The following is a 928-nucleotide window of genomic DNA, read 5'->3' as shown; positions in this document are numbered from 1 at the left end:
CTCCGAGTTCGCGCCCTGCGTCGCCGCCCACGTCCACGACCCGGTGAGCGGTCTGCACGCCGCCGGGTTCGCCTGTCGGTGGGATCCGGCGGAGGCCGCCCGCAAGGCGGTGCTGGAGGCCGTGCACGATCCACTCGCGGTCGCGCGGACGACCGAGGGCCGCGCCGAGATCGGCCCCCTGCCAGGACCCCACGGGACGACAGCGCAGGCCGAGGCGGGCTGCGGCGATCGAGGCCAGGTGGGCGGCGAACCCGGCGCGCAGGTGACTGCGGCGGATCCGGGCGGCGTCGGCGTCCCCGGGGCATCCGACGGCGAGCAGGATCGCGCCCACCTCCGCCACCCAGCCCTGTCCGGCCGCGCGGGCGGCCGACCACGGCCGGGCGTCCCCCCGGGCACGACGCAGGAGCGGGCCCCCGGACCGCGCGGGGTCGGCGGTGAACAGTCCCTCCTCGTCGACCACCCACCAGACGGGGTCGGGCTCCCCGCCGTCGGCCGGATCGGGAAGGGACGGGTCGAGGTGCCGTGGGGCGCCGGTGAGCACGCCGAGCAGGGCCGCCGTGACCTCCGGGTCGGGCCGACCGGTGAGCGGCGGCGAGGCGCTGCGCGGCCGGGCCCCGCCGATCGTCGCTCCCCCGGCGGTGACGCCGCGGTCGTGGTGGGCCGGGGTCACCACTGCGGTGGCCAGGGGATCGGGCCGGGTCCCGGAGAGGTCCCAGCGCAGCCCGACGCCGGCCCCGACCGCGGCCGTGTGGAGGGCGCCCGCGGCGTGACCGGTGTCCAGCAGGAGGAGGGGCGCGGCCCGGTGTCCGTAGTGGGACGCGGTGCGGCGGGGGGTCGTCGTCAGTTCCACCAGGACGCCGGGGGCCGTCCCCGGATCCGTTTCCGGCGGGGCGGGGAGCGGGTGCAGACGGTGGGTCAGGGGGTGGTG

The 928-nt window shown here is 79.1% G+C and carries 1 pseudogene; it reads right to left on the bottom strand.

Annotation, left to right across the window (positions count from 1 at the left end):
- Positions 1–928: pseudogene (locus FOE67_RS27050) on the bottom strand (hypothetical protein); the annotation flags it as partial.

Source organism: Streptomyces calidiresistens, assembly GCF_014141525.1.
GTDB classification, from domain to species: domain Bacteria; phylum Actinomycetota; class Actinomycetes; order Streptomycetales; family Streptomycetaceae; genus Streptomyces; species Streptomyces calidiresistens.
This window is presented reverse-complemented; position numbering and strand designations above follow the sequence as displayed.